The 5170-nt window shown below is 68.5% G+C and carries 6 protein-coding genes and 1 pseudogene; all 7 read right to left on the reverse strand.

What is annotated here, in order from left to right:
- A pseudogene (locus tag QRO91_RS13350) lies at positions 1-245 on the reverse strand (DsbE family thiol:disulfide interchange protein); the annotation flags it as partial.
- 8 nt (positions 246-253) lie between these two features.
- Complete coding sequence (locus tag QRO91_RS13355; protein WP_285310426.1) at positions 254-2173, reverse strand: heme lyase CcmF/NrfE family subunit; 1920 nt, start codon at positions 2171-2173, stop codon at positions 254-256.
- Complete coding sequence (gene ccmE / locus QRO91_RS13360) at positions 2174-2635, reverse strand: cytochrome c maturation protein CcmE (RefSeq protein WP_049430568.1); 462 nt, start codon at positions 2633-2635, stop codon at positions 2174-2176.
- Positions 2632-2820, reverse strand: a complete 189-nt coding sequence (locus tag QRO91_RS13365; protein ID WP_049430569.1) for a heme exporter protein CcmD — start codon at positions 2818-2820, stop codon at positions 2632-2634. The genes ccmE and QRO91_RS13365 overlap by 4 nt, the downstream gene beginning before the upstream one ends.
- Positions 2817-3587 (reverse strand): heme ABC transporter permease CcmC, encoded by a 771-nt coding sequence (gene ccmC / locus QRO91_RS13370; RefSeq protein WP_049430571.1) that lies wholly within the window; start codon positions 3585-3587, stop codon positions 2817-2819. Before ccmC ends, QRO91_RS13365 begins: the two co-directional genes overlap by 4 nt.
- A 43-nt stretch (positions 3588-3630) precedes the next feature.
- Complete coding sequence (gene ccmB, locus QRO91_RS13375; protein WP_049430573.1) at positions 3631-4326, reverse strand: heme exporter protein CcmB; 696 nt, start codon at positions 4324-4326, stop codon at positions 3631-3633.
- On the reverse strand, positions 4323-4952 hold the full coding sequence (ccmA, locus tag QRO91_RS13380) for a heme ABC exporter ATP-binding protein CcmA (protein ID WP_005413987.1): 630 nt from the start codon (positions 4950-4952) through the stop codon (positions 4323-4325). Before ccmA ends, ccmB begins: the two co-directional genes overlap by 4 nt.
- Positions 4953-5170 lie beyond the last annotated feature (218 nt).

The following is a 5170-nucleotide window of genomic DNA, read 5'->3' on the forward strand; positions in this document are numbered from 1 at the left end:
AGGTAGGGCGCACCGCGCAGGTCGTCGCTGTGCACGATCATTTCCGGGTCGTGCAGCACCGGCAGCGCGAACGCCGGCGCCGGCTTGTCGATCAGCGCCGAGGGCAGCACGTCGCGCTGCGGATCGCCCGATTTCATCACCCCGTAGATCATCAGCCCAAGCAGGCCGAAGAAGAACAGCACGCCGATCACGATGGCTACCGGCGGCAGCGGGCGGGAGGGGCGCGGGGCGGGGGACTCGGACATGGAAACTCCTACGGACGACGGAAACGGCGGTCGGCGGCGGTGATGAATCCGCCCAGGGCCATCAGCAGCGCGCCCAGCCAGATCCAGCGCACGAACGGCTTGATGTGCACCCGAACCGCCCATGCATTGTTGCCCAGCGGCTCGCCCAATGCCACGTAGACATCGCCATCGAAGCGTGCATCGATGCCAGCCTCGGTCATCACCTGGCCGCCACTGGCGTACTGGCGCTTCTCCGGATGCAGCAGGGCCTGCTCGCGGCCGTTGCGGAACACCCGCAGATGGCCGCGATCAGCGATGAAATTAGGGCCTTCGCGATGGTCCACGCCTTCGAAGCGGACTTCGTAGCGACCGACCACCAGCTGCTGGCCCGGCGCCAGCGCCACTTCGCGCTGCACGTTCAAGGCTTCCACCAGCAGTGCGCCGGCCAGGAACACGGCGATGCCGGCGTGGGCGACGATCATGCCGAGCATCTCGGCGGTGAAGCGGCCATTGCCGCGCAGGCGCTGCCAGACGAAGCGTGCGGTGCCGAGCGCGACCCAGGCCGCAGCGGCCACGCCGATACCGGCCTTCCAGCCGTTCTGCGGTGCCTGCCACCAAGCCAGAGCGCCCAGCAGCACGGCCAGCCCCAGCCATGGCGCCAGCAGCGCGAATGTACGCGAAGGTTGGTCGCGCTGCCACTTCACCAGCGGGCCGAACGGCAGCAGCAGGATCATCGGTGCCATCAGCAGCAGGAACAGGCTGCCGAAGTAGGGCGGGCCGACCGAGATCTTGCCCAGAGACAGCGCGTCGGCCAGCAGCGGGTACAGCGTGCCGAGCAGCACCATCGCGCAGGCCGTGGCCAGCAGCAGGTTGTTGGCCAGCAGCAGGGTCTCGCGCGAGGTGGCGGTGAAGCCACGGCGTGGGTCATCGGCGTCCACGCTCAGCTGGCTGGCGCGCAGCGCGTACAGCAGCAGGCTGCCGCCGACCAGCACCGACAGGAACACCAGGATGAACAGGCCGCGCGACGGATCGGCGGCGAACGAATGCACGCTGGTCAGCACGCCGGAGCGCACCAGGAAGGTGCCCAGCAGCGACAGCGCGAAGGCGGCGATCGCCAGCAACAACGTCCAGCTGCCGAAGGTGCCGCGCTTTTCGGTGACGGCCTGCGAATGGATCAGCGCCGCACCGACCAGCCATGGCATGAAGCTGGCGTTCTCCACCGGGTCCCAGAACCACCAGCCACCCCAGCCCAGCTCGTAGTAGGCCCACCAGCTGCCCAACGCAATACCGAGGGTCAGGAAGCCCCAGGCAACGTTGGTCCACGGCCGCGTCCAGCGCAGCCAGCGCGCGTCGACGCGGCCTTCCAGCAGCGCGGCCACCGCGAACGCGAACGGCACCGCAAAGCCCACGTAACCGATGTACAGCATCGGCGGATGGATGATCAGGCCCGGGTCCTGCAGCAGCGGGTTGAGGTCGCGGCCTTCCAGCGGCGCCGGGTTCAGGCGCAGGAACGGGTTGGAGGTGAAGATCAGGAAGGCGAGGAATCCGACGCTGACGATGCCCATCACCGCCAGTACGCGCGCCTGCACCGGTCCCGGCAGGTGCCGGGAGAACAGCGCCACCGCGCCGGTCCACAATGCCAGCACCAGCGCCCACATCAGCAGCGAGCCCTCATGCGCGCCCCATACCGCCGAATAGCGGTAGATCATCGGCAGCAGCGAATTGGAATTCTCGGCCACGTAGCGCACCGAGAAGTCCTGCTGCACGAACGCGGCGGTGAGCGCCGCGAACGCACCGGCGAGCAGCAGCAGCTGCGCGAAGGCGGCCGGTCGTGCCACCGCCATCCACGCCGTGTTGTTGCGATGCGCGCCCACCAGCGGCAGGCCAGCCTGCAGCAGCGAGGCCAGCAACGCACACAACAGCAGGATCTGACCCAGTTCGGGCAGCACTCAGCGCACCTCGGGTGCCGTCACCGGCACGTCGTGCTTGCGATGGGCATCGCCCATCTTGTCCGCCACTTCCTTCGGCACGTACTTTTCATCGTGCTTGGCCAGCACTTCGTCGGCGACGAAGACACCGTCCTGCAGGCGGCCACTGGCGACCACGGCGGTGCCTTCGGCAAACATGTCCGGCAGGATCCGCGAGGTGGTCACCGCCAGCTGTGCATCGCCGTCGGTCACTTCAAAGCGTGCCTCCAACGAGCCGACCGGCCGATTGAAGGAACCCTTCACCACCATGCCGCCCAAGCGGAAGCGCGACTGCGCATCGACATCGCCACGCAGTACTTCGGCGGGCGTGTACAGGTAGGCGATGTTGCGCTCCAGCGCCATCGCCACCAGTGCGGTGGCCAGGCCGGAGGCGAGCAGGGCCAGCAGCACCCAGGCCAGGCGGCGACGCTGCACCGGCGTCATCGTTCCAGCTCCGTCGGCAGCGAGGCCGCTGCGTCCTGCTTGCCGGCGCGGGTCTGCTGCCGTTGCTGCCGGGCCAGTGCCAGGCGGCGCGCCACGCGCAGGCGCAGCCACGAACCGAGGGCATCGGCGCCGAGCACCAGCACGAACACGGCGTAGGCACCGATCAAATAGGGCAGGTGGGTCATGGCTGGGCCTCCCGCGCCGGGCGCTCTGCATCGACGCGGCTACCGACCCAGGCCTTGCCGGCCTCGCGGTCGAGGTTGTCGGCGCGTGCCTTGGCCAGCACCGAACCGGCGAACCAGAACTTGGTGCCGATCACCATCCACCACAGCGGCGCGATCATCGCGCTGCTGATCGCCGATTCACCGAATACGTTGATCGACTGGCGCTGATGCAGGCCACCCCACCAGTCCACCGAATAGCGGATCACCGGCAGCAGGCTGACGCCGACGATGGCCAGCAGGCCGGCTGCACGCGCGGCGCTGCGGCGGTCCTCGATGGCGTGGTACAGGCCGATCACGCCCAGGTACAGGAACAGCAGCACCAGTTCACTGGTCATGCGCGGGTCCCAGTCCCACCAGGTGCCCCAGGTACCCTTGCCCCAGATGCTGCCGGTCAGCAGGGTGATCAGGGTGAAGCCGGCGCCCATCGGCGCACAGGCCATGGCCAGGATCTCGCAGACCTTGATCCGCCAGATCAGCGCGATGGCCGCATACAGCGCCATCAGCGCGAACACGAACAGGCTCATCCAGGCACTGGGCACGTGGATGTAGAGGATGCGGAAGCTGTCCAGCTGCTTGGCTTCCGGCGGCACCACCAGCAGCGCCTGCCACATGCCGGCCAGCAGCACCGGCACCGCGGCGAGGTAGAACACCCGCGACCAGCGGGCAGCGAAACGGTCGAACGTGGGCGGTGAACCGAGTTGGTGGAACCAGCGGACAATCGGATTCATGCGTGGCGGCTATCCAGCAGGGGTGGATTGGCTCTCAGCTCGGTCAACTCAGAGAAATGCGTATTGCAGCAGCAGTGGCCAATGGTGCCAGCACCAGTGCGACCAGCAGGCCGGCGCCCAGCATCAGCAGCGCACCGACCGGATCCTGTCCGCGTCCGGCTGCCGCCAGGCTGCCTGCGCCGAACACCAGCACCGGCACGTACAGCGGCAACGACAGCAACGCCACGAGAATACCAGAGCGCCGGATGCCTACGGTCAGTGCTGCGACCACGCCACCGATCAGGCTCAGCAACGGTGTTCCCAGCAGCAACGATGCCAGCAACATCGGCAGCTGGTCATGCGGCAGATGCAGCATTTCCGCCAGCAACGGGCTGACGATGATCAGCGGCAGGGCGGTGGTCGCCCAGTGCAGCAGCACGCGCACCAGCACCAGCCAGGCCAGCGGCACCGGCGCCAGCAGCCATTGCTCCAGCGAACCATCCTCGGCATCGGAACGGAACAGCGAATCCAGCGACAGCTGCCCGGCCAGCAGCACCGCCAGCCACAGCACCGCGCCAGCGGTGGCGCTCAGCAGTTTCGGTTCGCGGCCCTGGGCCAGCGCGAACAGCACCACCACCAGCACCGCGAACAGCAGCGGCTGCAGCGCATCGCCGCGACGGCGCCAGAGCAGGCGCAGGTCGCGCTTGAGCAGCGCACCCGCAGTCTGCCACAGGCCCGGTTCGGTGCCCGGCGCGATCATGCGGCACCGCCGAGGTCGAGCTGGCGGGTACGCACCGGCGGTGCGGCATAGGCGCCGTGGGTGGTGACCAGTGCCGCGCCACCGGCGCGCAGGTGCGCCGAGATCATCCGGTTGACCAGGGTGATGCCCTCCAGGTCGAGGTTGGCATAGGGTTCGTCGAGCAGCCACAGCGGCGCCGGCGACAGCCAGATGCGCGCCAGCGCCAGGCGCCGCTTCTGCCCGGCGGACAGGTGACGCACGAGGGTGTCTTCGTAGCCGGCAAGGCCGACGATGGCCAGCGCGTTGCCCGGCATCTGCCGCGCACGACGGCCGTGCAGGCCACACAGGAAATGCAGGTTCTCCAGCGTATCCAGGTCCGGCTTCAAGGCCGGCAGGTGGCTGAGGTAGGCCACGTAGCGTGCACGCTCGGCATTGCTGGCCGGCTTGCCGTCGATCCGCACCTGACCAGCGCCGGGCCGGGCCAGGCCGGCCAGCACGCGCAGCAGGGTGGTCTTGCCGGCACCATTGCCGCCCTGCACCAGCAGGGCTTCGCCGGCGTCCACATGGAAGTCCAGCGGGCCGAACACCGGCTCGTCATTGCGGGAGAAGCTCAGGCCGCTGGCGGCCAGCAATGCAGGGGTGTTCAAGGGGCAGGGGTCTTCATGCCGGAGTGCGGCGGCAATTGTAGCGGTGAATGCTGTCCCGGTAGCGGGGCGGGGGGGCCCGGCGCGGGCCCGCGCGTGGTAAGAACCGCCCCGGCCGCTCCGCCCGGTCCGGGGGGGTCCAACCATCCCACCCCGCCGTTGTTTCGATAATTTGGTGCGTTGGCCCCAACCCACCGCCACTCCAAAACTAACAAAAAACC

The organism is Stenotrophomonas maltophilia group sp. Smal32 (assembly GCF_030237085.1).
Lineage (GTDB): Bacteria > Pseudomonadota > Gammaproteobacteria > Xanthomonadales > Xanthomonadaceae > Stenotrophomonas > Stenotrophomonas maltophilia_Q.

Bases quoted from the DNA above. Each gene is read 5' to 3' on its own strand.
- ccmE (WP_049430568.1), bottom strand. From the start codon at position 2,635: ATGACGCCGGTGCAGCGTCGCCGCCTGGCCTGGGTGCTGCTGGCCCTG.
- QRO91_RS13365 (WP_049430569.1), bottom strand. From the start codon at position 2,820: ATGACCCACCTGCCCTATTTGATCGGTGCCTACGCCGTGTTCGTGCTG.
- ccmC (WP_049430571.1), bottom strand. From the start codon at position 3,587: ATGAATCCGATTGTCCGCTGGTTCCACCAACTCGGTTCACCGCCCACG.
- ccmB (WP_049430573.1), bottom strand. From the start codon at position 4,326: ATGATCGCGCCGGGCACCGAACCGGGCCTGTGGCAGACTGCGGGTGCG.